General features: G+C 60.4%; 22 protein-coding genes, 5 tRNA genes and 1 pseudogene. 18 read left to right on the forward strand and 10 right to left on the reverse strand.

Annotation, left to right across the window (positions count from 1 at the left end; translation table 11 throughout):
• Positions 1–76: 76 nt before the first annotated feature.
• The gene (locus tag LUU92_RS04100; protein ID WP_058423069.1) at positions 77–1,102 is read right to left on the reverse strand and encodes an outer membrane protein assembly factor BamD; all 1,026 of its coding nucleotides are present in this window, start codon (positions 1,100–1,102) and stop codon (positions 77–79) included.
• Positions 1,103–1,251: 149 nt separating this feature from the next.
• Here LUU92_RS04100 and rluD point away from each other — a divergent pair, with 149 nt between their 5' ends.
• From rluD to LUU92_RS04135, 7 genes are all read left to right on the forward strand, one after another.
• Positions 1,252–2,214 (forward strand): 23S rRNA pseudouridine(1911/1915/1917) synthase RluD, encoded by a 963-nt coding sequence (rluD, locus tag LUU92_RS04105; RefSeq protein WP_058423068.1) that lies wholly within the window; start codon positions 1,252–1,254, stop codon positions 2,212–2,214.
• Positions 2,211–2,936, forward strand: coding sequence for a peptidoglycan editing factor PgeF (gene pgeF / locus LUU92_RS04110; RefSeq protein ID WP_222540963.1), 726 nt, complete (start codon positions 2,211–2,213; stop codon positions 2,934–2,936). Before rluD ends, pgeF begins: the two co-directional genes overlap by 4 nt.
• Before the next feature lie 146 nt (positions 2,937–3,082).
• Positions 3,083–5,647, forward strand: a complete 2,565-nt coding sequence (clpB, locus tag LUU92_RS04115) for an ATP-dependent chaperone ClpB (RefSeq protein WP_058423066.1) — start codon at positions 3,083–3,085, stop codon at positions 5,645–5,647.
• A 300-nt stretch (positions 5,648–5,947) separates the two neighbouring features.
• Positions 5,948–6,023, forward strand: a tRNA-Asn gene (locus tag LUU92_RS04120).
• 10 nt (positions 6,024–6,033) lie between these two features.
• A tRNA-Pro gene (locus tag LUU92_RS04125) sits at positions 6,034–6,110 on the forward strand.
• Between the two features lie 5 nt (positions 6,111–6,115).
• A tRNA-Lys gene (locus LUU92_RS04130) sits at positions 6,116–6,191 on the forward strand.
• Between the two features lie 94 nt (positions 6,192–6,285).
• Positions 6,286–6,362, forward strand: a tRNA-Pro gene (locus tag LUU92_RS04135).
• A 193-nt stretch (positions 6,363–6,555) separates the two neighbouring features.
• Here the strand turns inward: LUU92_RS04135 and LUU92_RS04140 are convergent.
• The 3 genes from LUU92_RS04140 to LUU92_RS04150 are packed head-to-tail and all read right to left on the reverse strand — an operon-like array spanning position 6,556 to position 8,774.
• On the reverse strand, positions 6,556–7,854 hold the full coding sequence (locus LUU92_RS04140) for an NAD(P)/FAD-dependent oxidoreductase (protein WP_071491077.1): 1,299 nt from the start codon (positions 7,852–7,854) through the stop codon (positions 6,556–6,558).
• Between the two features lie 60 nt (positions 7,855–7,914).
• Complete coding sequence (locus LUU92_RS04145; RefSeq protein ID WP_046034083.1) at positions 7,915–8,088, reverse strand: DUF3094 family protein; 174 nt, start codon at positions 8,086–8,088, stop codon at positions 7,915–7,917.
• A gap of 56 nt (positions 8,089–8,144) precedes the next feature.
• Positions 8,145–8,774 carry a DUF1780 domain-containing protein gene (locus LUU92_RS04150; RefSeq protein ID WP_010213242.1) on the reverse strand — a complete coding sequence of 210 codons (630 nt, stop codon included), beginning with the start codon at positions 8,772–8,774 and terminating at the stop codon, positions 8,145–8,147.
• A 101-nt stretch (positions 8,775–8,875) separates the two neighbouring features.
• Between LUU92_RS04150 and LUU92_RS04155 the strand changes: the two genes are divergently transcribed.
• Together LUU92_RS04155 and LUU92_RS04160 are read left to right on the forward strand one after the other, a co-directional pair.
• Positions 8,876–9,565 carry an energy-coupling factor ABC transporter permease gene (locus LUU92_RS04155; RefSeq protein ID WP_257103195.1) on the forward strand — a complete coding sequence of 230 codons (690 nt, stop codon included), beginning with the start codon at positions 8,876–8,878 and terminating at the stop codon, positions 9,563–9,565.
• A 66-nt stretch (positions 9,566–9,631) separates the two neighbouring features.
• Positions 9,632–9,847, forward strand: coding sequence for a hypothetical protein (locus tag LUU92_RS04160; protein WP_003171680.1), 216 nt, complete (start codon positions 9,632–9,634; stop codon positions 9,845–9,847).
• On the opposite strand, the gene yacG is transcribed toward LUU92_RS04160, so the two are convergent.
• From yacG to LUU92_RS04180, 4 genes are read right to left on the reverse strand one after another with little or no spacing between them, the layout of a single operon-like run.
• On the reverse strand, positions 9,844–10,044 hold the full coding sequence (gene yacG / locus LUU92_RS04165; RefSeq protein ID WP_003188437.1) for a DNA gyrase inhibitor YacG: 201 nt from the start codon (positions 10,042–10,044) through the stop codon (positions 9,844–9,846). The genes LUU92_RS04160 and yacG overlap by 4 nt on opposite strands.
• On the reverse strand, positions 10,041–10,664 hold the full coding sequence (gene coaE / locus LUU92_RS04170) for a dephospho-CoA kinase (RefSeq protein WP_257103196.1): 624 nt from the start codon (positions 10,662–10,664) through the stop codon (positions 10,041–10,043). The genes yacG and coaE overlap by 4 nt, the downstream gene beginning before the upstream one ends.
• Positions 10,661–11,527 (reverse strand): prepilin peptidase, encoded by an 867-nt coding sequence (locus LUU92_RS04175; protein ID WP_257103197.1) that lies wholly within the window; start codon positions 11,525–11,527, stop codon positions 10,661–10,663. Before LUU92_RS04175 ends, coaE begins: the two co-directional genes overlap by 4 nt.
• Positions 11,524–12,732: a type II secretion system F family protein gene (locus tag LUU92_RS04180; protein ID WP_222540967.1), complete on the reverse strand. Its 1,209-nt coding sequence runs from the start codon at positions 12,730–12,732 to the stop codon at positions 11,524–11,526. The genes LUU92_RS04175 and LUU92_RS04180 overlap by 4 nt, the downstream gene beginning before the upstream one ends.
• A 193-nt stretch (positions 12,733–12,925) precedes the next feature.
• Here LUU92_RS04180 and LUU92_RS04185 point away from each other — a divergent pair, with 193 nt between their 5' ends.
• The 4 genes from LUU92_RS04185 to LUU92_RS04200 all read left to right on the forward strand — a co-directional run bounded on the left by LUU92_RS04185 (position 12,926) and on the right by LUU92_RS04200 (position 15,355).
• The gene (locus LUU92_RS04185; protein WP_083351537.1) at positions 12,926–13,348 is read left to right on the forward strand and encodes a pilin; all 423 of its coding nucleotides are present in this window, start codon (positions 12,926–12,928) and stop codon (positions 13,346–13,348) included.
• A gap of 35 nt (positions 13,349–13,383) precedes the next feature.
• Entirely contained in the window at positions 13,384–14,784 is a 1,401-nt protein-coding gene (locus tag LUU92_RS04190; RefSeq protein WP_257103198.1) for an O-antigen ligase family protein, read from the forward strand.
• 48 nt (positions 14,785–14,832) lie between these two features.
• Positions 14,833–14,905, forward strand: a tRNA-Thr gene (locus tag LUU92_RS04195).
• A gap of 144 nt (positions 14,906–15,049) precedes the next feature.
• The gene (locus LUU92_RS04200) at positions 15,050–15,355 is read left to right on the forward strand and encodes a DUF6388 family protein (RefSeq protein ID WP_033903347.1); all 306 of its coding nucleotides are present in this window, start codon (positions 15,050–15,052) and stop codon (positions 15,353–15,355) included.
• A 47-nt stretch (positions 15,356–15,402) separates the two neighbouring features.
• On the opposite strand, the gene nadC is transcribed toward LUU92_RS04200, so the two are convergent.
• Complete coding sequence (nadC, locus tag LUU92_RS04205) at positions 15,403–16,251, reverse strand: carboxylating nicotinate-nucleotide diphosphorylase (RefSeq protein WP_071491085.1); 849 nt, start codon at positions 16,249–16,251, stop codon at positions 15,403–15,405.
• 190 nt (positions 16,252–16,441) lie between these two features.
• Between nadC and LUU92_RS04210 the strand changes: the two genes are divergently transcribed.
• The 5 genes and pseudogenes from LUU92_RS04210 to LUU92_RS04230 all read left to right on the forward strand — a co-directional run bounded on the left by LUU92_RS04210 (position 16,442) and on the right by LUU92_RS04230 (position 22,849).
• A complete protein-coding gene (locus LUU92_RS04210; RefSeq protein WP_257103199.1) occupies positions 16,442–18,592 on the forward strand; it encodes a DUF1631 domain-containing protein in 2,151 nt (716 codons plus the stop codon).
• 61 nt (positions 18,593–18,653) lie between these two features.
• Positions 18,654–19,217, forward strand: a complete 564-nt coding sequence (gene ampD / locus LUU92_RS04215) for a 1,6-anhydro-N-acetylmuramyl-L-alanine amidase AmpD (RefSeq protein ID WP_071491087.1) — start codon at positions 18,654–18,656, stop codon at positions 19,215–19,217.
• Entirely contained in the window at positions 19,214–20,050 is an 837-nt protein-coding gene (gene ampE / locus LUU92_RS04220; RefSeq protein WP_222540970.1) for a regulatory signaling modulator protein AmpE, read from the forward strand. Before ampD ends, ampE begins: the two co-directional genes overlap by 4 nt.
• Positions 20,051–21,773: 1,723 nt before the next feature.
• Positions 21,774–22,292, forward strand: a pseudogene (locus tag LUU92_RS29115) (methyl-accepting chemotaxis protein); the annotation flags it as partial.
• A 125-nt stretch (positions 22,293–22,417) separates the two neighbouring features.
• Positions 22,418–22,849: a hypothetical protein gene (locus LUU92_RS04230; RefSeq protein WP_071491090.1), complete on the forward strand. Its 432-nt coding sequence runs from the start codon at positions 22,418–22,420 to the stop codon at positions 22,847–22,849.
• On the opposite strand, the gene LUU92_RS04235 is transcribed toward LUU92_RS04230, so the two are convergent.
• Positions 22,796–23,572 (reverse strand): TatD family hydrolase, encoded by a 777-nt coding sequence (locus LUU92_RS04235; protein WP_257103201.1) that lies wholly within the window; start codon positions 23,570–23,572, stop codon positions 22,796–22,798. The two genes, LUU92_RS04230 and LUU92_RS04235, sit on opposite strands and share 54 nt — an antisense overlap.
• Positions 23,573–23,574 lie beyond the last annotated feature (2 nt).

Raw genomic sequence — 23,574 nt, forward strand, 5'->3', positions numbered from 1 at the left:
CCAGGCGCACAGCGCAATAATACCACCCACAAAAAAGGAGCCTCGCAAGGCTCCTTCTTGATGACGCCGGGTGCAGTCAGTCGAACACACCAAAGGTCATGTAGCTGAACCACGAGCGGTCCTGGTTATTGCCCAGGGCCTGCGGTTCTTCCTCTTCGATCACGTCGCCGTTCTCGTCGTGGGGCTTGAGCTCCGAAGGAATTGCGTCCTTGGCGTCCTGGTACTGCTTGATCACGTCCTGGTTGGCACGGGTTTCGCCCGGCGGCAGCGGTGGACGGGATTCGATCAGGCCCAGGGTGTACTTGCTCAGCCACGAGCGGTTGTCCGCTTCGGCCACCTGAGGCACGAACTGGCCGTCTTTCAGGCTTGGGTGGTCCGGGTAGTTGAGCTTCAGGGTTTCCAGGCTGGTGCTGGCCAGTTCGTCCAGGTGCAGGCGCTGGTAAGCCTCGGTCATCACGGCAAGGCCGTCACCTACGGAAGGGGTTTCCTGGAAGTTTTCCACAACGTAGCGGCCACGGTTAGCGGCGGCCACGTATGCCTGACGGGTCAGGTAGTAGTGGGCCACATGGATCTCGTAGGAAGCCAGCAGGTTGCGCAGGTAGATCATGCGCTGCTTGGCGTCCGGCGCGTAGCGGCTGTTGGGGTAGCGGCTGGTCAGCTGGGCGAACTCGTTGTAGGAATCGCGGGCCGCGCCCGGGTCACGCTTGGTCATGTCCAGCGGCAGAAAGCGCGCCAGCAGGCCAACGTCCTGGTCGAACGAGGTCAGGCCCTTCATGTAGTAGGCGTAGTCGACGTTCGGGTGCTGCGGGTGCAGGCGGATAAAACGCTCGGCGGCGGACTTGGCGGCTTCCGGCTCGGCGTTCTTGTAGTTGGCGTAGATCAGCTCGAGCTGGGCCTGGTCGGCATAGCGCCCGAACGGATAGCGCGACTCCAGGGCCTTCAGCTTCGCTGTGGCGCTGGTGTAGCTATTATTGTCCAAGTCTTTCTGAGCCAGTTGGTACAACTCGACTTCGCTCAGGTTTTCGTCGACGACTTCCTTTGTTGACGAGCAAGCAGCAGTCATGGCGAGGATGGCGATCAGCAGCAGGTGTTTCACTTGCATGGCGGCTTGCGTCCCTATGACGGCCGCTGTCTTGGGCGGGGCCGTCCTGTTATGATGAGCGCCCCGTTGAAAGCCTCGGGGCAAAAGACGCCGTATTTAACCACAAGCGCGCAGCCGAAACCAAAGGCTGTGCCACGCCTAGTCTGAGCATGTCCGATAAAATTGAACTTCGCGCAGAGGTGCCGTCCGAATTGGGCGGCCAACGCCTCGATCAAGTCGCCGCACAATTATTCGCTGAGCACTCGCGCTCGCGCCTTTCCGCCTGGATCAAAGACGGCCGCCTGACTGTGGATGGAGCGGTTATCCGCCCGCGAGACATAGTCCATGGCGGTGCGATTCTTGAGCTGACTGCCGAGCAGGAAGCCCAGGGAGAATGGGTCGCCCAGGACATCGAGCTGGATATCGTCTACGAAGACGACGACATCCTGGTCATCAACAAACCCGCAGGCCTGGTGGTTCACCCGGCAGCCGGGCACGCTGATGGCACCCTGCTCAATGCCTTGTTGCACCATGTGCCGGACATCATCAATGTGCCACGCTGCGGCATCGTGCACCGCCTGGACAAGGACACCACCGGTCTGATGGTGGTGGCCAAGACCATTCAGGCGCAGACGCAGCTGGTTACACAGTTGCAGAGCCGCAGCGTCAGCCGGATCTACGAATGCATCGTGATTGGTGTGGTGGTAGCCGGCGGCAAGATCAACGCCCCGATCGGTCGTCACGGCCAGCAACGCCAGCGTATGGCGGTGATGGAAGGTGGCAAGCAGGCCGTCAGCCATTACCGAGTACTCGAACGTTTCCGCTCCCACACCCACGTGCGGGTCAAGCTGGAAACCGGCCGTACCCACCAGATTCGCGTGCACATGGCACACATCAACTTCCCGTTGGTCGGTGATCCGGCCTACGGGGGGCGCTTCCGCATTCCACCGGCGGCGAGCCAGACCATGGTTGAATCGCTGAAAAACTTCCCGCGCCAGGCGTTGCATGCACGCTTCCTGGAATTGGATCATCCGACGAGCGGTAAGCGGATGAGCTGGGAATCGCCTCTGCCGGACGATTTGGTCTGGTTGTTGACGCTGCTCAAGCAGGATCGCGAGGCGTTTGTCGGATGAGTGACTGGCTGATACCTGACTGGCCCGCGCCGGCTCAGGTGAAAGCCTGCGTCACCACTCGAGCGGGCGGCGTCAGTCTGGCGCCGTTCGACAGTCTCAACTTGGGCGATCATGTTGAGGATAACCTCGAAGCGGTCCTCGAAAACCGCCGCCGTCTTACCGACGCATTTAATATTCAGCCTGCCTGGTTGCGCCAAGTCCACGGGATAAGCGTGGTCGAGGCTGACCCGTCACGCATTGCCGAAGCCGATGGCAGTTGGACCAGCACCCCTGGCATCGCCTGCACCTCAATGACCGCTGACTGTCTGCCCGCATTGTTCTGCAACCGCGCCGGCACCCGCGTGGCTGCGGCCCATGCTGGCTGGCGTGGCCTGGCGGCAGGGGTATTGGAAGCGGCTTTCGAAAGCCTCGGCGCCGAACCTGAAGACGTACTGGTGTGGCTTGGCCCGGCGATTGGCCCACAAGCCTTCGAAGTCGGCCCGGAAGTCCGCGAAGCCTTCATGCAGCCGTTGCCGATCACTGCCGAAGCGTTCGTGCCCAGCCATAACCCAGGCAAGTTCATGGCCGACATCTATAAGCTCGCGCGCCTGCGCCTCGCTGCGCGCGGCGTTACTGCTGTCTATGGTGGCGGGTACTGCACCGTGACCGACCCGCGCTTCTTTTCCTACCGGCGTAGCCCCCGCACCGGACGTTTTGCCTCCCTTGTCTGGCTTGAACGCTAGACTCCTTTGATCTGGGTCAAACCCGGTCCATATCCGCCGTCGCTCGCTTGAATCTTCCAGAATCCACCCCATCTATAAGGGTATCTGGCAGGTTTCTTCATTCAGGATGTTTTATAGCTCCGGCCTGCTCAAAAGGAAGGTGACTAATGCGTATTGATCGTTTAACCAGCAAATTGCAGTTGGCACTGTCTGACTCTCAATCCTTGGCGGTGGGCCTCGACCACCCGGCCATCGAGCCTGCGCACTTGATGCAGGCGCTCCTGGAACAGCAAGGTGGTTCTATCAAGCCCTTGCTGATGCAGGTGGGCTTTGACGTCAACAGCCTGCGCAAGGAGTTGAGCAAAGAGCTCGACCAACTGCCGAAAATCCAAAACCCGACTGGCGACGTGAACATGTCCCAGGACCTGGCGCGCCTGCTCAACCAGGCGGACCGTCTGGCCCAGCAGAAGGGTGACCAGTTCATCTCCAGCGAACTGGTGCTGCTCGCCGCCATGGACGAGAACAGCAAGCTCGGCAAGTTGTTGCTGGGCCAGGGTGTGAGCAAGAAAGCCCTGGAAAACGCTATCAACAACCTGCGTGGCGGTGATGCGGTCAACGATCCCAACCATGAGGAGTCGCGCCAGGCCCTGGATAAATACACCGTCGACCTGACCAAGCGCGCCGAAGAGGGCAAGCTTGATCCGGTGATCGGCCGTGACGATGAAATCCGTCGCACCATCCAGGTCCTGCAGCGTCGCACCAAGAACAACCCGGTGCTCATTGGTGAGCCCGGCGTGGGTAAAACCGCGATTGCCGAAGGTTTGGCCCAGCGCATCATCAATGGTGAAGTGCCGGATGGCCTTAAAGGCAAGCGCCTGCTGTCCCTGGACATGGGGTCTTTGATCGCCGGTGCCAAGTTCCGTGGCGAGTTCGAGGAGCGCCTGAAATCCCTGCTTAATGAGTTGTCGAAGCAGGAAGGGCAGATCATTCTGTTTATCGACGAACTGCACACCATGGTCGGCGCCGGTAAAGGCGAGGGCTCCATGGATGCCGGCAACATGCTCAAGCCGGCCCTGGCGCGGGGTGAGTTGCATTGCGTCGGTGCTACCACGCTCAACGAATATCGCCAGTACATAGAAAAGGACGCGGCCCTTGAGCGTCGTTTCCAGAAAGTACTGGTGGAAGAGCCGAGCGAAGAAGACACCATCGCAATCCTGCGTGGCCTGAAAGAGCGTTATGAGGTCCACCACAAGGTGGCGATCACCGATGGTGCGATTATTGCGGCGGCCAAGTTGAGCCATCGCTATATCACCGACCGTCAGTTGCCCGACAAGGCCATTGACCTGATCGACGAAGCGGCCAGCCGCATCCGTATGGAGATCGACTCCAAGCCGGAAGTGCTCGATCGCCTGGATCGACGCCTGATTCAACTGAAAGTTGAGTCCCAGGCCCTGAAGAAAGAAGAAGACGACGCGGCGAAGAAACGCCTGGAAAAACTCCAGGAAGAAATCGTCCGCCTGGAACGCGAGTATTCGGACCTGGAAGAAATCTGGACCTCGGAAAAAGCCGAAGTGCAGGGCTCTGCGCAGATCCAGCAAAAGATCGAGCAGTCGCGCCAGGAACTGGAAGCGGCACGCCGTAAAGGTGACCTGAACCGCATGGCCGAGTTGCAGTACGGGGTGATCCCGGACCTGGAGCGCAGCCTGCAGATGGTCGACCAGCACGGCAAGCCTGAGAACCAACTGCTGCGCAGCAAGGTGACCGAGGAAGAAATTGCCGAAGTCGTCTCGAAGTGGACCGGGATTCCCGTGTCGAAAATGCTCGAAGGCGAGCGCGACAAGCTGCTGAAGATGGAAAGCCTGTTGCACCAACGCGTGATCGGCCAGGAAGAGGCCGTGGTGGCGGTGTCCAACGCGGTACGGCGTTCGCGGGCCGGGTTGTCCGACCCGAACCGTCCGAGTGGCTCGTTCATGTTCCTCGGCCCGACCGGCGTGGGTAAGACCGAGCTGTGCAAGGCCTTGGCCGAGTTCCTCTTTGATACCGAAGAGGCCATGGTGCGGATCGATATGTCCGAATTCATGGAGAAACACTCGGTGGCTCGCTTGATCGGTGCGCCACCAGGCTACGTGGGCTACGAGGAGGGCGGTTACCTGACCGAAGCCGTGCGGCGTAAGCCTTACTCGGTGATCCTGCTGGATGAGGTCGAGAAGGCGCATCCGGATGTGTTCAACATCCTGCTGCAAGTGCTGGAAGACGGCCGCCTGACCGACAGTCACGGGCGTACCGTGGATTTCCGTAATACGGTGATCGTGATGACCTCCAACCTGGGCTCGGCGCAGATCCAGGAACTGGTGGGTGATCGTGAAGCGCAACGTGCGGCGGTGATGGATGCGCTGACTTCGCACTTCCGCCCGGAATTCATCAACCGGGTCGACGAAGTGGTGATCTTCGAGCCTCTGGCGCGGGATCAGATCGCGGGCATTACCGAGATCCAGCTGGGTCGTCTGCGCGGCCGTCTGGCAGAGCGCGAGCTGTCCCTGGACCTGAGCCAGGAGGCGTTGGACAAGCTGATCGCGGTGGGTTACGACCCGGTGTATGGCGCACGGCCTTTGAAGCGTGCGATCCAGCGCTGGATCGAGAACCCGCTGGCCCAGTTGATCCTATCGGGCAGCTTCATGCCGGGCACCAGCGTCGAGGCGACCGTGGAAAACGACGAGATCGTCTTCCACTAAGCCCAAAGGGCAAAGCAAAAATGGAAGGCCCCGCATTGCGGGGCCTTTTTTTTCGATAGGGCGTTGAACTGTAAGGCAAAGGCTTGTAAAGTGCGCCCCGCAGCAACGTCAGCCCACGGGTTTCTTCTCCCCAAGAAGAAATCAGAAACAAGCGCAAATCATTGTCTTAAAAGCAATTTAAGGGGTTGACAGGGGTTTTTAAGATTGTAGAATAGCGCGCCTCAGAGACATGAACGTAGCGATACGGGCAAGTCGAAGAGAAGGTAGTAAGCAGCAACGTAGTACTTTGAAATATGTAGTTCCGTGATAGCTCAGTCGGTAGAGCAAATGACTGTTAATCATTGGGTCCCAGGTTCGAGTCCTGGTCACGGAGCCAATTTCAATATCGGGGTATAGCGCAGTCCGGTAGCGCGCCTGCTTTGGGAGCAGGATGTCGGGAGTTCGAATCCCCCTACCCCGACCATATTTGGGTCGTTAGCTCAGTTGGTAGAGCAGTTGGCTTTTAACCAATTGGTCGTAGGTTCGAATCCCACACGACCCACCATTTTTGAGACCAGTTAGCGCTGGAATCGAATCTTAAGATCAGAGGCCAAAAGCACTGATCGAAGAAGGCGACTGAGAGGTCGCCTTTTTTTTACCGGGGTATAGCGCAGTCCGGTAGCGCGCCTGCTTTGGGAGCAGGATGTCAGGAGTTCGAATCCCCTTACCCCGACCATATTAAAAATCCTCGTATCGAAAGATACGGGGATTTTTTTTGTGCGTGCAAAACTCAAGTCCGGTGAAAATCAAATGTGAGAGGGGGCTTGCCCCCGATGGCAGTGTGTCAGTCGAAAAATCAGTGACTGCTTCACCGCAATCGGGGGCAAGCCCCCTCTCACATTTATTGAGTGCCCTCAGGGGCCGAGTTGTCAGTGAAGTTTGAGTCGCGGCTCGGTGCCACGCCCAATCTTGCTCCCCAGCATCAGCATTGCCGTACGGAAGAACCCATACAGCGCCATCTGGTGCATGCGATACAGCGACACATAGAACATCCGCGCCAGCCAGCCTTCCAGCATCACGCTGCCGGTGAGGTTGCCCATCAAGTTACCGACCGCCGAGAACCGCGACAGCGAGATCAACGAGCCGTAGTCGGTATATTTGTAGGAAGGCAGGTCCTTGCCCTCGATACGCAGCTTCAGCGACCTGGCCAGCAACGAGGCCTGCTGGTGAGCCGCCTGGGCCCGTGGCGGCACGTTGCGGTCGGTGCCCGGTTGCGGGCAGGCGGCGCAGTCGCCGAAGGCGAAGATGTTCTCGTCGCGGGTGGTTTGCAGCGTTGGCAAAACCTGCAATTGATTGATGCGGTTGGTTTCCAGGCCATCGATGTCCTTGAGGAAACCCGGCGCGCGAATGCCGGCAGCCCATACCTTGAGGCTGGCCGGGATCACTTGGCCACTGCTGGTGATCAGCGCATCGGCCGTCACTTCGCTGACCGCCGAGTTGGTCAGTACCGTCACCCCAAGCTTTTCCAGGGTTTTATGCACAGGCCCGCCAATACGCTCCGGCAGGGCCGGCAGTACTCGTGGGCCGGCTTCGATCAGGGTGATGTGCATGTTTTCCGGCTTGATACGGTCCAGGCCATAGGCCGCCAGCTCATGGGCGGCGTTATGCAGTTCGGCGGCCAGCTCGACCCCGGTGGCACCGGCGCCGACGATGGCGACGCTGATTTTTTCTACCACGTCAGTCTGCCCGGCATGGGCGCGCAGGTAGTGGTTGAGCAGCTGCTGGTGGAAACGTTCGGCCTGCTTGCGGGTGTCGAGGAACAGGCAGTGCTGCGCCGCACCTTCGGTGCCGAAGTCGTTGGTGGTGCTGCCGACCGCAATCACCAGGCTGTCATAGCCCAGCACGCGCGCGGGCACCAGTTCACGGCCTTCTTCGTCGAGGGTGGCGGCCAGCTGGATCTTCTTCTGTTCACGATCAAGCCCGCTCATGCGCCCCAGTTGGAACTCGAAGTGGTTCCATTTGGCCTGGGCGACATAATTGAGTTCGTCTTCCGAAGAGTTCAGCGAGCCGGCCGCCACTTCGTGCAGCAGTGGCTTCCAGATATGGGTCAGGTTGGCGTCCACCAGCGTGATGCTGGCGGTGCCGCGCTTGCCCAGGGTCTTACCCAGGCGGGTAGCCAACTCCAGGCCGCCGGCGCCGCCGCCGACGATAATAATACGATGGGTCATGGGGATATCTCGCAAGGCTAAAAGAAATCGGAGCAGTTACCCCCGCGAGCGCCAGGCAGCTCATAGCGTCAGGTAACTCAAAAGGCGACTCAGCAAGCCTAGGCCGATTACCACGGCAAGCACCACGCCGAGGAGCAGCCACGGCCGGAAAGGCTTGCGCTCGACTCGGTTCTGGGAGAGTTGCAGGTACTCTTCGACATGCTGTTGGTCATCGGGGTTCAGGCGGCTGGTCATAAAGGCCTCGTCAGGTAGACGTTGCAAAAGGGCGCCACGTTACAGTCCGGGTGGGCTCAGAGGCTGATACCTACGTCGAACACTATGCTGCGGCCCAGGTTGTTGCGCAAGAAATCCGGTGCGTCGGGGTGAGCGAACAGCACCCGTGCAAAGGTCGGCCCCACCAGCGACAGCGAGCGCCAACCCTGGCGCAGGTATTCCGTGGGCGGCGGAAAATGGCTGTTTAGGTCGAGCACTTCGCGCTTGAGGCTGGTGAAGGCGACGATATCCAGCTCGCCCAGGTCCATTCCGCGCTCTTTATAGTTATGCGCCTTCTTGCGCAGCGTGGGCGCCAGACGCAGCAGAAACTCGTGGGCCGGGATGCGCCTCGGCTTGGCTTCGCGCCGTACCAGTTGGCTCAGGGAAAACGCACTGCGCCGACGCAGCAGTTCATCGCGCCATTCGTCATTCAGGCGGCGACCCTCGTCCAGCACGAAAAACACCTCGAAGCTGGCGTCGCGAAACAGCACGTCCGGCGGCTCTTGCCCGGCGGCGTGGAATTCTTCGGCACGGTAGGGCACGTTCAAGCCTTGCAGCAGGCGCTGGCAGACCCAACGCTCACGCTCCCATTTGCGGGCATTGGACAAGAACGCGTTGGCTTGTTCGGCCGCTACGGTGAGCAGGCGCAAGTAATCTGAGTCATCCATAGCTAGCAGCTTAGCGCCCAAACGATGACCGCAGGAAGTACCCCTGTGAAACGTCGGTGTAGACTGATCATCCGACTCTATTCGACCCGGGGAGTATCGCCGTGATCAGTGCCGCCATGTTGGCGCCGACAACCATGAGCATCGGCTGGCTCCTGTACGCGCCGGTGGTACTGTGGGCGATCCTGCGTTCGCCGTGGGTCGAGTTGTTCGCCGACCGGCGCCGCCAGCATTTGCTGTTCGGCACGGTGTTCGCGTTGTTCATGCTGTGGCTGGTGCGGCGGGATTTTGATACCGGCGTGTCTTACCACTTCATCGGTATGACGGCCGTGACCTTGTTGCTGGACTGGCCCCTGGCAATCGTCGGCGGTTTTGCCGCCCAGTTGGGCTTGATGCTGTTGGGGCGCCAGGATCTCGCTGCCCTGGGCGTCAATGGCCTGTTGCTTATCGGGTTACCGGTGCTGGTCACTGAAACCTGCGCGCTGCTGGTCGAGCGTGCCCAACCACGCAATCCCTTCGTGTATATCTTCTGTTCCGGTTTTTTCGCGGCAGCCCTGTCGACGCTCTTGTGCCTGCTGTGTGGGCTGGGGCTGTTGTGGTTCGACGGGCGTTTCGCCATGCCGGAATGGCTGGAGGATTTCGTCGGCTACCTGTGGTTGATCATCTTCCCCGAGGCCTTTATCAACGGCATGGTCATCAGTGCCCTGGTGGTGTTTTGCCCCGAATGGCTGGAGACCTTCAACCGCACGCGCTACCTCTCGGCACCTTGGAAGGATGACGATTCGCAGCGTTGACCTGGATCAAATCCCGCGCCGCCGAGCAGGCCCATGCTCTGCGAAATTTTTCCAGGAGCGCGGATCATGAGTGTGTACGAATGGGCTCGGCAGGAGTTGCGCAGAAGCCAGGATGCGGCACAGGAAATCGGTTTTGACCCAGGCCTGACCTTGCGCGCCATGCTCAGCGCAGTGGTGCAGCAGAGCAAGGGTGTGCGCAGTTTCGAAGACCTGGCCGACGAGCTGCAATACCTTGCAGAGAACCTCGACGACCAGCAGGAATACGCCTTCATGCGCCCTTAGTGGCGCGGCGGCAGGTCTTCGGAAAACAGCTCGTCTTCGGCATCCGGGGCTACGGGAATCTTGTGTTCTTCAGCGGCCCAGGCGCCCAGGTCGATGAGTTTGCAGCGGTCCGAGCAGAACGGCCGGTTGAGGTTGGTCGCTTTCCATTCCACGGGTGCGCCGCAGGTCGGGCAGTCGACGGTCAAGGGTTGGCTCATGATCGGCCTCCACGCAAAGTAAGGTAAAAGTGGTGCAGTCGCTCGACCTCGCTGTGCAGCCAGGCAAGGTCCTGGTCATTGACCAGTACATCATCGGCATGTTTCAGGCGGTCTTCGCGGCTGGATTGGGCCTTGAGGATCGCCTGCACCTGTTGCTCGTTGATGCCGTCGCGCTGCAGGGTACGCTGAATCTGCAGCGATTGCGGCACGTCGATCACCAGGATGCGCTGGGTCATGCTGTACTGGCCGGATTCGATCAGCAGCGGCGACACCAGTATTGCGTAAGGCGATTTTGCGCGTGCCAGGTGGCTGCGGATTTCCTCGCCAATCAACGGGTGCAGCAAGGCTTCGAGCCAGCGCCGCTCTTCGGGTACTTCAAAGATCAGCTTGCGTAATGCGGCGCGGTCCAGCTGGCCGTCCGGCTGCAGTACGCCAGCACCAAAGTGCTCGGCGATGCGCTCCAATGCCGGCCGACCAGGCTCTACTACCCAGCGGGCGGCGTGATCGGCGTCCACCAAGTCGATACCCAGGTCGATAAAGTGTTGGGCCGCCGCGCTTTTGCCGCTGCCGATGCCGCCGGTAAGGCCAAGAATCCAGGGTGTTGCAACATGAGTGGTCATCTGAAACCGACAGACTGCAAATAGAAGTCGCTTATTTGACCACCCCAGAGCAATGCAATCCAGCCGGCAGTCGCCAGATACGGTCCAAAAGGCATCGGTGCCGACGCCAGGGTGTTGCGCAGGCGCATCAGGATCAAGCCGACAAATACCCCGACCAGTGACGCCATCAACAGCGTCATCGGCAGGATCTGCCAGCCACCCCAGGCGCCGAGCAGCGCCAGCAACTTGAAGTCGCCGTGGCCCATGCCGTCCTTGCCGGTGGCCAGCTTGAACAACCAGAACACGCTCCACAGGCTCATGTAGCCAATCACGGCGCCCCACAGGGCGTCGGCCAATGTTGTCAGCAGGCCGAGACTGTTGACGATCAGTCCCAGCCACAGCAGCGGCATTACCAGCACATCCGGCAGCAGTTGATGGTCGGCGTCGATCAGGCTCATCGCCAACAACCCCCAACTCAGCACCATCACCATTCCTGCCTGCCAGCCAACTCCGAAATGCCAGGCCACCCAGGCCGAGATCAAGCTGCACACCAGTTCCGTGAGGGGGTAGCGGATGCTGATCGCCCCTTGGCAATGCGCGCAGCGGCCGCGCAGGAACAGGTAGCTGAGCAGCGGGATATTTTCCCATGGGCGTATGGGATGGTTGCAGTGTGGGCAGCAGGAGTTGGGCTGCATCAGGTTGTAGGTCGGCCCGGCTGGTTCTGCTGGCAAGCCCAGCACTTCATTGGCCTGGGCGCGCCATTCCCGCTCGAGCATTTTCGGCAGGCGCCACACCAGCACGTTGAGAAAACTGCCGACGATCAGCCCCAGCACCGACGCTATCGCAACAAACGCCCAGGGATGCTCGCCCAGCAGCAGGCTCAAAATGCGCTCCCCAGTTGGAATACCGGCAGGTACATGGCAATCACCAGCGCGCCGACGATGCCCCCCAGTATCACCATGATCAGAGGCTCCATCAGGCTAGTGAGGTGATCGACCAGGGTGTCCACATCGGCCTCGTACTGGTTGGCGACCTTCTCCAGCATGCGGTCAAGCGTGCCCGACTCTTCGCCGATGGCCGTCATCTGGATGGCCATGCCGGGAAACAGGCCGCTGACGGCCATGGATTGATTCAGTTGCATGCCAGTGGATACGTCGTGTCGCATATGCTCGATTGCCTGTCTGAACGGCTCAGAACCGGCGGCCCCGGCCACCGAGTCCAGGGCCTGCACCAACGGAACACCGGCGGCGAAGGTAGTGGACAGCGTGCGGGCGTAGCGGGCCACGGCCGATTTTCTCAGCAGTTTGCCTGCCACGGGCACTTTCAACAAACCGGCATCCAGCCACAGCTGGAAAGCCGGTAAGGCATGGTAGGCGTGGCGCAACCCAAAACCCGCGGCAAGCAGGCCCAGTGCCACGCCCCACCAGGCTCGCTGCATGAACTCGGACAAAGCGATCACCTGCAAGGTGAAGCCGGGCAGTTTGCCGTCGACTCCGGCGAACAGGCTTTGGAACTGCGGCACTACGTGGACCAGCAGCACGCCGGTGACCAGGCTGGCGACTATCAGCACGGTGATCGGATAGGTCATGGCTTTTTTGATCCTGGCCTTTAACTGCTCGCTCTTTTCCCTATGAATCGCTACGCGCTCCAGCAAGGTTTCAAGGGCACCGGCCTGTTCGCCGGCCGCCACCAGGTTGCAATACAGCTCATCGAAACAGCGCGGATGCTTGCGCAACGCGTCGGCAAGGCTGGTGCCAGCGGCGATTGACTGTTGCAACCCCTGTAGCAGCTCGCGCAGCGTAGCGTTGTCAAAGCCTTCGCTGATGATGTCGAGGGCTTGCAGCAGAGGAATCCCGGCCTTCAGCAAGGTTGCCAGTTGGCGCGTGAGCTGGGTGATATCCGCTGATTTGATAGATGGCTTGAGGCCCGCTAGAACTGGAGAATGCTTGCGTACAAGCCCTGGGCTGATGCCTTGTCGGCGCAGCTGAGCCTTGACCAGGGCAGGGTTGTGCCCGGTGCTGTGCCCGGACACCCTGCGCCCTTTGCGGTTGATGCCTTCCCAAGCGTAGATCGTTGAAGCGTTGTCCATGTCACCGTTCCGCACAGAGGTCGTTGAAGATGTATAGCTTAGTCAGGTGACGGATTCGGACAGGCGGACGGTGGCGGATAAAATGTCAGAATGTGCGTCCTGTGCGCGATTGACGGCCTGCGGATGAGTACACTGGCGCCGCTGCACAACACGGGGCGCAGGAAGCGCCTTGTCATGAGTTCTATCCTGGAGAGTGAATGTGAGACGTCAAAAAGGTTTTACCCTGATCGAGCTGCTGATTGTCGTTGCAATCATCGGCATTTTGGCCACCATTGGCCTGCCCATGTACACCACGCACCAGGCCAAGGCCAAATTCACTGCAGGCCTGGCTGAAATCACCGCGTTGAAGCCCGGGTTTGAAGACACCCTCAACCAGGGCACAGTGCCGACCTTGGCATTGATCGGCGGCACTAGCCCCACGGCCAATTGCACGATCAACGTGACAGGGGATGTGGCTACCGGCGCGGGCACCATCAGTTGCGAAATACTCGACGCCCCTGCGCCGGTGTTGGGCAAGACCATCAGCCTGACGCGCAACGCCACCACCGGTTGGAAATGCAGTACCACCGCTGAAGCGAAATATGTTGCCAAGGGCTGCGGCGCCGACGGGGCATAGTTGCTGAACCATCCACAGGGAAGTTGAGGCGGCCGATGGCTTTATCTATACAGCAGCGTGGCAGTGTTTTCCTGGTGACAGTGGTTTGCCTGCTGGTGGTCGGAATATGTGCACCCTTCAGTGGGCATGATTTGCAGCGAGCTATGCAGATTGCCATAGGGGCGTGTGCGGTGCTGTATGGGTTGTCCATCGTCCCTGTCGGCCAGTTGTTGGACAGGCCAACCGCCCTGGGCCTGATACTGATTATCGTGCTTGGCCTGGTGTCATCCATGCTGGCCCATCAGCCGCTCTGGGCACTTGCCGAAATGGCGCTGTTTGTCAGTTGCGGGTCGATTGCCGTGGCGTTTGCCTTGCTGCGTCGCCAGGGCGGTGAGCCTTTGGATCGCGCCTTGGTCATGGTGGTGGTGCTGCTGTGTTTGATCAAGTCGATTCAATACCTGTATGCAGGCACACTTGTGTTTATCAGCGCTGAACGTGCGCTGGACCCTGACCTGCTGCTGTCCGGCTTTTCCAACAAGCGCTTCTACGGCCAGTTTCAGACGTTCACGCTGCCGCTGTTGGCGCTTCCTTTGTTGATCCCTGTGATCTCGCGTCCGCTCAAGGGGGCGGTGTTCGCGTTGCTGTGCGTGTGGTGGATGATTGCGATCGCCGGTGGTACGCGCGGTACCTGGCTTGGCATGTGTGTGGCCGCAGGTGTGCTGGCGGTACTTGGCGCCTCGGGGCGACGATGGCTGGGTTGGCAACTGGCCGCGATGTTTGGCGGGCTGCTGCTGTACTGGCTGGTGTTTACGGTAGTGGCGGATTACCTGGGGGTCGAGGTCTCCAAGAGCGCCAGTGACCGCCTCACCACCTCCCTGTCGGGCCGCGGTCCGATCTGGTGGCAGGCTTGGCATATGATCGTGGAGTGTCCATGGTTGGGCTTCGGACCGATGCATTTTGCCGATATTGCCAATGAAATCGCCGCTCATCCGCACCAGGCCATCCTGCAATGGGCGAGTGAATGGGGTGTGCCATCGGCCTTGTGCGTGGTGGCTCTGGCGTGGCGAGGCGGCTGGGCGACGTTCAGCGTGTTGCGTGAACGAGCGCTTTCCAACACTCGTGCTGATCTGTTGCGGCTATGCCTGTTTGCGGCCTTGGTAGGGGCGTTGGTGCAGTCCATGGTCGACGGCGTGATGGTGATGCCCAATTCCCAGGTCTGGCTGGCGCTGGTGGTGGGCTGGCTGATGGCGTTGCATGTGTGGAAAACCCCGGGAACCGCCGCGTTGCCACTGGCCTGGGCAGCCTGGAAAGTGCTGAGTGTGCTGGCCGTCGGTCTGCTGGTTTTTATCGCAGCTCGCGATGTGCCTCACATCAAGCAAGCCCAGCAGCAGTACCTGGGCACTCATGTCGACCTGCTGCAACCCCGTTTCTGGGCCCAGGGCGTGATTGCGCGCTGAAGGCCGCAAGTTGCCGGACTCCCAATGCAGTGCTAGCTTTAGCCCACCGCCCGTGTAGCTCAGTCGGTAGAGCAGCGCACTCGTAACGCGAAGGTCGCAGGTTCGATTCCTGTCTCGGGCAAAAAGGCACCATGGCAACACCGTTTTCAGATGATCCCAGAATGGTTCTGAAGGCCAGACGAGCCGGCATTTGAGCCTGCTCTTTTGTATCTGCGCAACCTTGATGACCCAGATGCATCCCCATTCCTCGATCTAAGAGAACAACATGACCACGACTGAAATGACCCAGGAAGTTCGGCATCAAGCAGCCCTCGAAAAATACCTCGAGGAATCGCCGCAGCTTAAAGAAGAGATCAAGGACCTGAGCGCCGATGATCAGCGCGACCAGATCCAGTGGGCATTCGAGGATGAAGCCGAGAGCCAGGGCTATCAGCCTTGGGAGCTGACCCTCAAGTACACCTCGACACCGGAAGAATTCGAAGCGGCACGACTGGCCTTGCACAAAGAGGCGGCCGAAGTGCTGGGTGTCGAATGGGAAGAATACTGCGAGATGAATGACCTTGTAGTCTGAAGTGTGTAGTGAGCGGGCTGCCCCCGCTCACTACCGCTTGCAACGGTCTAGATACTCAGGCGCATCGACAAATCCACCGCCTTCACATCCTTGGTCATCGCGCCAATCGAGATGTAGTCCACCCCTGTCTCCGCGATGGGCAACAGGGTGTCTTCATTGATCCCGCCGCTGGCTTCCAGCTTGGCCTGGCCGCCGTTCAGGCGCACGGCTTCACGCATGTCTTCCAGGCTCAATTCATCCAGCATGATGATGTCCGCACCTGCGGCCAGGGCTTCGCGCAGTTCATCCAGGCTTTCGACTTCGATTTCCACCGGCTTGCCGGGTGCGATCCGGTGTGCGGCCGCAATCGCCTGGGCAATGCCGCCGCTGGCCGCGATATGGTTTTCCTTGATCAAAAAAGCGTCATACAAACCAATGCGGTGGTTGTGGCAGCCGCCGCAGGTCACTGCGTATTTCTGCGCCAGTCGCAGGCCCGGCAGGGTTTTGCGGGTATCCAGCAGCTTGACCTGGGTGCTGGAAACAAAATCCGCCAGAAATTGGGCACGCGTGGCGACGCCGGACAGCAGTTGCAGGAAATTCAGTGCGCAGCGTTCGCCGCTGAGCAGTGAGCGCGCCGGGCCTTCAAGGTGGAACAGAACCTGGTTGGGGCTGACGCGTTCGCCATCGGCCACCTGCCAATGCACGGCTACCCGTGGGTCCAGCTGGCGGAACACCGCATCCACCCAGGCGGTGCCGGCGATCACTGCGGCATCGCGGGTGATGATGGTGGCCGTGGCCAGCCGTTCGGCCGGGATCAACTGCGCAGTGATGTCGCCGCTGCCGATGTCTTCCAGCAGTGCGCGGCGCACGTTGGCTTCGATTTCGGCGGTGAGGTCGGCAAGACGGAGATTCGGCATAACAGGCTCCACAGACAAAGTGCCCCGATTATAGGGGCAGTGCGCGTCTGAACCCAGCGACCTGCTCATTTACCGCCAAATGACAGAGTGTGCTGGCGCAACCCCCCTTGTTTGCAAGATAATCTCGCGCCTTGCAATTGGCGTCATAGCTTTGACGTCTCGCCCAATACCGCCGTTTCAGGAGGCCAGGATGCACAATGACGGAAAGGTGGTGCCAATCAAGAAGGCGCATGCCACGCCATCGCCGCTCGCCCGACTGCCGGTGGTGTTGCTGCAGGTTCGCGACAAGGCGGCGCAACAGTTGCAGCAAGGGTTGCAGGAGCTGTTCGATAACGCCGACGACACACTGTTCGAAATGGCCGACAAGGCGCGCAACAACCTCGATCACCATATTTTCTTTGAAGCCATGCGTGATCTGCGCCTCAAGCGCAAGAATTTCGAACGTGTGTTCATGGAGCGTCTTTTCGACGCCTTTGCCAGTCTGGGCCAGGCAGGGCGGGGCGAGCTGCAACTGGTGCCGGTGGTTTCCTACGACGGCGTGCCGGGTTCGACCAGGGACGACCTGGAAAAAGCCGTGGCGCTTGAAGCCATGTTGGGTCGGGTGCGCCACCGTGACGGCCTGGCTCTTGCGCAACTTACGGCACGCTTGAGCGCTTTACTGGGCAACCGTCTGGATGATCGTGAGAACCCGCTGGGGCCGGCGCTGCTGTGTGAGTTTTTCCTGCGGGCGGGGCGCAGCCTGGGCGTGGAGATCCGCGTCAAACTGGTCATGCTCAAGCTCTTTGAAAAATACGTGCTCAGTGACGCCGACCAGCTATACGGTGAAGCCAATCAACTGCTGGTCGCAACCGGCGTCTTGCCTGAACTCAAGGCCGTACCGTCACGGCGCATCGATGGGCGTGCGGCACCCGAGCATCCGCGCGAAGCAACCCCGCCAGTCGCCGACCGGTCCGGTGACGAAAATGGCCAGGAAGCCTTCGCCGCGCTTCAGCCATTGCTGACAGCGGTGCGTGGCAGTGTGGCGCCGACGCTTGAGGCCAGCGCCGAGCCGTTGCCCATTTCCACCCAGGACCTGCTGCGCCTGCTCTCCCATTTGCAGCAGTACGTGCCGGAGCCTGAGTCGGAGGACGATTTCGACCTGCGCAGCCAGCTTGAACAATTGCTCACCCGTATCAGCGTCAAGAGTGGTAAGTCGCGGGTGGTGGAGGACGCAGACGAAGACGTGATCAATCTGGTTGCGCTGCTGTTTGAGTTCATCCTCAATGACCGTACCGTGCCCGATGCCTTCAAGGCCCTGATCGGCCGCTTGCAGATCCCGCTGCTGAAAGTGGCGTTGCTGGACAAGAGTTTTTTCAGTCGCGCCAGCCATCCGGCGCGGCGCCTGCTCAATGAAGTCGCGACCGTCGCCATGGGCTGCAGCCCGTGTGATAGCCAGGCATGCGACCCTCTCTACCTGCGCATCGAGCAAGTGGTGCAGCGCCTGCTCAACGAATTTGTCGAAGATCCGGCGATTTTTTCTCAATTGCTCGCCGAGTTCAGCGCGTTTGCCGCCGATGAACGCCGGCGCAGCGACTTGCTCGAACAGCACACCCGCGATGCCGAAGCCGGGCGTGTGCGCACTGAAGCCGCCCGCCAGCGTGTGGCTGATGTGCTGAATAAACGGCTGTTGGGCAAGGTCCTGCCGCGTCCTGTGGTGCAGTTCCTGCAACAGGCCTGGAGCCAGGTGTTGCTGCTGGCGAGCCTCAAGCACGGCGAGCAGTCAGTGCAATGGCAAGCTGGGCTGCGCACCATGGACGAGTTGATCTGGAGCGTCGGCCTGCAGCAGGACACCGAGGCCGGGCGACGTTTGCTGGAACAACTGCCGGGGTTGCTCAAGGCCTTGCGCGACGGTTTGACCAGCGCGGCGTTTGACCCCTTCAGCACCCGAGAATTCTTTGTGCGCTTGCAGGCGTTGCATATCCAGGCACCTGAAGGCGTTGATGAGCTGATCGAGGTGCGTGAGCCATTTGTGCTGAGTACGGCGTCACCCGACCCGGTCACCGAGCTGCCGGGTAACGATCCTGACCTGTACAAGGCTCTCCAACTCAAGGTGGGCGACTGGGTACTCTTCCAGGAAGGCCAGGCCAGCACGCTGCGCTGCAAGCTGACAGCGATCATGGCGCCGGCCAACACTTATGTGTTCATCAGCCGCACGGGGCTCAAGGTGTTGGAAAAGAGCGCGGGCCAACTGGCAATGGCGTTCAAGCGTGGTGCACTGCACACGCTGGAAGACGGGCCCCTGTTCGAGCGCGCCCTGACTGCTGTGGTGGACAAGCTGCGTCAACTCAATCGCGGCAAGTGATCGCAACCGGAGGGTCTAACGCGGCATACTGGTCACACTTTGTATCGTTCAAGGAACCTGTATGCAGTTGGACCCCACCAGCGGTTGGTGCCAGGGCATCCGTCATTGCCCGTCGCCCAACTTCAACGAGCGCCCCGCCGGCGAAATCTCACTGTTGGTGGTGCATAACATCAGCCTGCCACCGGCGCAGTTCGCCACCGGCAAAGTGCAGGAATTTTTCCAGAACCGCCTGGATGTCACGGAACATCCCTACTTTGAAGGGATTGCCGACCTACGGGTATCAGCGCATTTTCTGATTGAGCGTGATGGCGCCGTGACGCAGTTTGTATCCTGCATCCACCGTGCCTGGCATGCCGGGGTGTCGTATTTCGAGGGGCGGGACACCTGCAATGATTTTTCCCTGGGGATAGAGCTGGAGGGCACGGATGATCTGCCGTTCACCGACGCTCAATATGCCGCACTGATCGACCTGACCCGCCAGTTGCTGGTGGCTTACCCAGGCATCACCCCCGAGCGCATTTGTGGTCACAGCGATATCGCTCCGGGACGCAAGACCGATCCCGGCCCCGCTTTTGATTGGACGCGCTTTCGCAGCGCCCTGCAGGATGGAGGACACGCACGATGAGTTTCCTGGTGTTGGTGCTGGCTGTATGGATCGAGAAGTTTTCGGCCCTGCGCCAGCGGTTGCAGCGAGATGGTGGTTGGTTGCGCGAACTGGCCAATCTGGAATCGAGCCCGCGCATGGGCAAGCAGCCCTGGCTGATTCTGGCGTTGCTGGTGTTGTTGCCGGTGGCCTTGCTGGCGCTGTTGCTGCTGGTGCTGGAGCCGGTGGCGTACGGGCTGCTGGCGCTACCGGTGCACCTGTTGGTGGTGATCTACAGCCTGGGTCGTGGTGACTTGCTCGCCGGGCTTGGTCCGTTCCGCGATGCCTGGCGACGGGGTGACCTGCAGGCCGCCGAGCATGTGGCCGAACGTGACCTGAGCCTGAGCGCCGACAGTGGCGAGCAATTGCTCGAACGCGTCCAGGGTCATCTGTTATGGCAGGCCTACCAGAGTTTTTTCGCGGTGATTTTCTGGTACTTCCTGCTGGGCCCGGTTGCCGCACTGGCTTATCGGCTGCTCGCACTGGCCAGTGAACACAGCAAAAACCCTTTGGTAGCCGAGCGGGCCGGGCAACTGCGCCACGCGTTCGATTGGCTGCCGGTACGCCTGCTGGCCGCCAGCTTTGCCCTGGTCGGAAATTTCGTTGCGGTCAGCCGTGTGATGCTCCATGAACTGCTGAGCTGGGACATCAGCGCCGCCCAACTGGTGGAAAAAGTCGGCCTGGTCGCCGCCGAAATCCCACCCCCTGCGGTCGGTCCCGATGGCATCAACAGCCTGGACCGACTCTGGGAACTGCTGCTACGCGCAGCGGTGCTGTGGTACGCCGGCTTCGCCATCTGGACCGTCCTACCCTGACCCTGTAGAAGCCGGCTCGCCGTAGTGAGCAGTCTCGCCTGTGGCGAGCGGGCTTGCTTGTGGCGAGCGGGCTTGCCCCGCGCTGGGCTGCGAAGCAGCCCCACCAACCATTAACCTTAAGTTACAAAACTCCCTCTCAAATTGAGCTATACAGATGCTGGCTAACTGCCGCCCTGCACCTCAATAAAAATAAAAGAAAGGGAGTTCACCTGTGAAGAGCTTGCTCTATCCCGCCGTCGCCTTGATGAATCGCCTGAGCTTCGGCATGAAGTTCAGCCTGATCAGCGTGTTGTTCCTGCTACCGATGCTGGCAACCAACTATTACTTGGTGCGTGAGTCATGGCGTGAATTCCAGGGCACTCGCGTCGAACTGCAAAGCCTTGATTTACTTGGCAGCAGCCTGGCCCTGCGCCGCGACCTGGAAACCCTCAACAACCAGGTACAGATCAACGCCACCCTCGGCCAGTCCGGCAAGGCCGGCGATCTTGACGGCAAGATCAGCGCCCTGGAACAAAGTGTGCTCAACCGCCTGCAAGGCCTCAACGCTATGGCCACCGAGCCCGAGCAGATTGCGGCTTTCAATGCCAAGCGCGACGAGTTGATTTCGGCCTTCAAGACCCAGCAACAGGAAACGTCGCTGCTGAGCAAAAGTGCATTGATCGGCAAGTTGCTCAACAAGGCGCAGATGCTCAGCCAGATCGTCGCCAGCCAATCCGGGCTCAGCCGAGACGCCCAGAGTGACCTGCGCCAACTCAGCGAGCTGATCACCAGCGTCACCCCGCAAGTCACCCAGGCCCTGGGCGAAGGCCGGGCGATGGGCGCGTATTCCCTGGGCCAGGGTTTTCTCAATTCTTCGTCAAGCACACGGTTTGACGAGCTTTTGCAGCAACTGGAAAAACTCCAGGCCGAATATGGCCTGAAGTTGCAGGATGCCCTGGGCTCCAGTACCGCAGCCCACGCGGCACTCGACAACCTCGCCACGGCCAGCAACGCCAGCCTCAAGCATGGCAGCGAGTTGTTTGAAGAGCAGGTGGTGATGGCCGAAACCCTCGACGCACCCTGGCAGGGCTTCTACGACGGCGTCAGCCAGTTGATGGCCCAGACCTATCAGCTGGATGACGCCACCCTGGCGTTCCTCGGACAGCAGTTGGAGCAACGCCTGGCGCAAAACCGCACGCACATGGTGGTGCTCGTGTCGGCCCTGAGCGCCGTGTTCTTGCTGATCTTCTATTTGTACGCCGGTTTCTACGCGTCCACCCGCACCACGCTGCGGCGCCTGGGGGCGATGATGGACAAGGTGGCGGCCGGCGACATGACCGTCACTTTTGTTGCGCATAGTCGCGATGAGTTGGGCGACCTGGGCCAGGTGTTCAACGGCACCGTGGCGAAGATCCACGACCTGATCGAGCGCGTCGGGCACACCGTCAGCCAGGTCGAGCTCCAGGCCGGCCAGGTGGAAACGATCTCGGCTCAAAGCAACCAGGCGGTGTCCGGGCAGCGTAGCCAGATCGAGCAGGTGGCAACGGCCATGAACCAGATGTCGTCCACTGCCCAGGAAGTCGCGCGCAGCGCGGCGGCGGCAGTCAGCAGTGCCCACAGTGTCAACGACGAAACCGTCAGCGGCCGTGGCCTGGTGCAATCCCAGCAGGGCAGCATCGCGCGGCTGGCCTCGGAGATCGATGAGTCGGTACGGGTGATCAACCAGTTGGCCACTGACAGCCAGTCCATCAGCAGCGTACTGGAGGTGATCAAAAGCATTGCCGAGCAAACCAACCTGCTGGCACTCAATGCGGCCATCGAAGCCGCGCGGGCCGGTGAACAGGGGCGTGGTTTTGCAGTGGTGGCCGACGAGGTGCGCACCCTGGCCCGGCGCACTCAGCATTCCACTGAAGAAATCGAACAGATGATCAGCCGCCTGCACAGCGGTGTGGCAGCCGCCGTGAAAACCATGGGCACCAGCCATTCCATGGCCAGTGGCACGGTCGGGCAGTCGGAAAAGGTCCAGCAGGCATTGGAAAATATTCTTGGCGCCGTGGGTATGATCGTCGACCAGAACCAGCAGATTGCCGCCGCCGTGGAGCAACAGACCGCCGTCGCCCACGACATTGACCAGAACATCGTCGAAATCAACCGCGCCGGCGAGCATGCGGCCCAGGGCGCACACCAGACCGAAGCGGCGAGCCGGCAGCTATCGATGCAGGTGATTGAGTTGAAGCAATTGATCGGTGCGTTTCGAGTGTAGGAAATGTAGGTAGGGCGTATTGCTTGCCGGTGTAGCGCTTGTCCTGATTTCCGTGGGTGTCTTTTCTGGCTGGGTGAATGGGTGAGAATTTGTTTCAGACAAATTCAAGTTCAGGGAGCACGGCGATGACCATTGCGGTCGGCATCAAAGGGCATTGCGCCCATTGTGATATCAGGTTTGAACTCAAGCCTTGGCAGTTGAATGCCATCGCCATCGAAGAGCCGTTCGATTGCCCGTATTGCCAGCAATTCCTGCAGTTGAGTTGCCCTCGGCAATTGCGGGCGTTCAAGTTGTTGGGGCATTGGGCGCTGGTGCAGCCGAGCATGGCGGTGTTCACCTGCATGGTGCTGATCGTGGCACTGGTCGCCGAATGGGTGGGGTTGATCACAGTAGTCGGGCAGTTCAACGTGTCACTGGTGGTGCTGCTGGTGCATTTCCTGGCGCTGCGCTATGCCCGTTACCGGCAGCGGATCACGTTGGATCTGCAAGTGGTCGCGCCAGTCTTACCAATTGAACAGCTGGCACGCATTGCGTGTGCTCGCCTCAGCCAACGATAGCGGGCTGATTCCCATGCGCTCGGCCAGGGCGGTGCAGATGGCCGGCAGGTGTTCGGGGCTGTTGCGTTGGCCCGGGAACATGGCCGGCGCCATATCGGGTGAGTCGGTTTCCAGCACCACCGCGTCCAGCGGCAGTTGCGCCAGCACCTTGTGCATGCGCAAGGCCTGGGGCCAGGTGGGGGCGCCGCCCAACCCCAATTTGAAGCCGAGCTTGATGTACTCGCGAGCCTCTTCGTGGCTGCCGGCAAACGCGTGGATGATGCCGCCGCGGGGCAGGCGGATGCGCTTGAGGGTGGCGATCACGGCGGCGTGGCTGCGACGCACGTGCAGCAGCGCCGGCAGTTGGACGTCCACGGCCAGTTTGAGTTGGGCTTCAAACAGGCTTTGCTGGCGTTCGCGGTCCAGTTGTTCGAGGAAGTAATCCAGGCCTATTTCCCCCACGGCGCACAGTTGCCGATGGCCGTGCAGGCGCATCAACCAATCGCCCAACGCCGTCAGGTCAGATGGGCGATGATCGTCGAGGTACACCGGGTGCAGGCCAAAGGCGGCGAACAAACCTTCGTCCGCTTGCACCAGGTCCCACACTCTTTGCCAATTCTGCTGATACACCCCCAACACCACCATGCGCCGCACGCCCAATGCTCGGCTGTGGGCGAGGACTTCCCGGCGATCACTGTCGAAATCCGGGAAGTCCAGGTGTGTATGGGTGTCGATCAGCTCCACGC

The organism is Pseudomonas extremorientalis, assembly GCF_024584605.1.
GTDB classification, from domain to species: Bacteria; Pseudomonadota; Gammaproteobacteria; order Pseudomonadales; family Pseudomonadaceae; genus Aquipseudomonas; species Aquipseudomonas extremorientalis.

What these genes read in the sequence shown, in the direction of transcription:
- ampE (WP_222540970.1), top strand. Translation starts at nt 19,214, where the DNA reads ATGAGTTTCCTGGTGTTGGTGCTGGCTGTATGGATCGAGAAGTTTTCG.
- rluD (WP_058423068.1), top strand. Translation starts at nt 1,252, where the DNA reads ATGTCCGATAAAATTGAACTTCGCGCAGAGGTGCCGTCCGAATTGGGC.
- LUU92_RS04200 (WP_033903347.1), top strand. Translation starts at nt 15,050, where the DNA reads ATGACCACGACTGAAATGACCCAGGAAGTTCGGCATCAAGCAGCCCTC.
- pgeF (WP_222540963.1), top strand. Translation starts at nt 2,211, where the DNA reads ATGAGTGACTGGCTGATACCTGACTGGCCCGCGCCGGCTCAGGTGAAA.
- LUU92_RS04100 (WP_058423069.1), bottom strand. Translation starts at nt 1,102, where the DNA reads ATGCAAGTGAAACACCTGCTGCTGATCGCCATCCTCGCCATGACTGCT.
- LUU92_RS04230 (WP_071491090.1), top strand. Translation starts at nt 22,418, where the DNA reads ATGACCATTGCGGTCGGCATCAAAGGGCATTGCGCCCATTGTGATATC.
- coaE (WP_257103196.1), bottom strand. Translation starts at nt 10,664, where the DNA reads ATGACCACTCATGTTGCAACACCCTGGATTCTTGGCCTTACCGGCGGC.
- LUU92_RS04160 (WP_003171680.1), top strand. Translation starts at nt 9,632, where the DNA reads ATGAGTGTGTACGAATGGGCTCGGCAGGAGTTGCGCAGAAGCCAGGAT.
- LUU92_RS04190 (WP_257103198.1), top strand. Translation starts at nt 13,384, where the DNA reads ATGGCTTTATCTATACAGCAGCGTGGCAGTGTTTTCCTGGTGACAGTG.
- LUU92_RS04180 (WP_222540967.1), bottom strand. Translation starts at nt 12,732, where the DNA reads ATGGACAACGCTTCAACGATCTACGCTTGGGAAGGCATCAACCGCAAA.
- LUU92_RS04140 (WP_071491077.1), bottom strand. Translation starts at nt 7,854, where the DNA reads ATGACCCATCGTATTATTATCGTCGGCGGCGGCGCCGGCGGCCTGGAG.
- LUU92_RS04210 (WP_257103199.1), top strand. Translation starts at nt 16,442, where the DNA reads ATGCACAATGACGGAAAGGTGGTGCCAATCAAGAAGGCGCATGCCACG.
- LUU92_RS04145 (WP_046034083.1), bottom strand. Translation starts at nt 8,088, where the DNA reads ATGACCAGCCGCCTGAACCCCGATGACCAACAGCATGTCGAAGAGTAC.
- nadC (WP_071491085.1), bottom strand. Translation starts at nt 16,251, where the DNA reads ATGCCGAATCTCCGTCTTGCCGACCTCACCGCCGAAATCGAAGCCAAC.
- yacG (WP_003188437.1), bottom strand. Translation starts at nt 10,044, where the DNA reads ATGAGCCAACCCTTGACCGTCGACTGCCCGACCTGCGGCGCACCCGTG.
- LUU92_RS04150 (WP_010213242.1), bottom strand. Translation starts at nt 8,774, where the DNA reads ATGGATGACTCAGATTACTTGCGCCTGCTCACCGTAGCGGCCGAACAA.
- clpB (WP_058423066.1), top strand. Translation starts at nt 3,083, where the DNA reads ATGCGTATTGATCGTTTAACCAGCAAATTGCAGTTGGCACTGTCTGAC.
- ampD (WP_071491087.1), top strand. Translation starts at nt 18,654, where the DNA reads ATGCAGTTGGACCCCACCAGCGGTTGGTGCCAGGGCATCCGTCATTGC.